The sequence below is a fragment of the Streptomyces durbertensis genome (genome assembly GCF_014156695.1).
Taxonomy (GTDB): Bacteria; Actinomycetota; Actinomycetes; order Streptomycetales; family Streptomycetaceae; genus Streptomyces; species Streptomyces durbertensis.
The window spans coordinates 1-530 of the sequence record NZ_WMLF01000932.1; the positions used below are offsets into that span (position 1 = coordinate 1).

Consider the following 530-nt stretch of genomic DNA (forward strand, 5'->3'; position numbering starts at 1 on the left):
GGGGTGGGTGGTGAGGGCTCGGAGGACGGCCCGGTGTGTTGTGGGGCGGATGGTCGGGAGAGGGAGGTCTGTGGTGGGTGAGCGGGTGAGTCGGCGGACGTTGCGGTTGTTCGCGGAGGCGTTCTCGCGGCCGGGGGCGGCGCGGGAGTTGGCGACGGCGATGGAGTGCGCGGAGGTCGACGCGTTGGCGCGGCTGTTGGCCGAGTTGGGTGAGCGGCGGGCGGCGTTGGAGTGGTTGGTGGATCACGCCCGGGGTGACGACTTCGACGACGCGCACTGGTCGGTGCCGGTGGACGCCGAGCAGTATCTGGAGCGGTTGATGGGGAGGTGGTCGTGAGAGCGGTGCGACGCTACCTGTCGGCAGCCGAGCGGTGGCGGCGGCGGTCGCGGAGGATGCGGGCGACGCAGGCGACGAGGGCGGTGAGGGTGAGGGAGACGAGGAGGGCGTAGGTGCCGAGGCGTTCGTTGCGTTGGGCGTAGGTCTCGGTGAGGGTGAGTTCGGCGGGTTCGGGGGCGGGGGCGTTCTCGAC

Annotated in this window: 1 protein-coding gene and 1 pseudogene; one reads left to right on the forward strand and one right to left on the reverse strand. The window is 71.7% G+C overall.

What is annotated here, in order from left to right; translation table 11 throughout:
• Positions 1-73: 73 nt before the first annotated feature.
• Entirely contained in the window at positions 74-337 is a 264-nt protein-coding gene (locus GL263_RS27725) for a hypothetical protein (RefSeq protein WP_182858466.1), read from the forward strand.
• Positions 338-350: 13 nt separating this feature from the next.
• On the opposite strand, the pseudogene GL263_RS27730 reads toward GL263_RS27725, so the two are convergent.
• A pseudogene (locus GL263_RS27730) lies at positions 351-530 on the reverse strand (type VII secretion-associated serine protease mycosin); the annotation flags it as partial.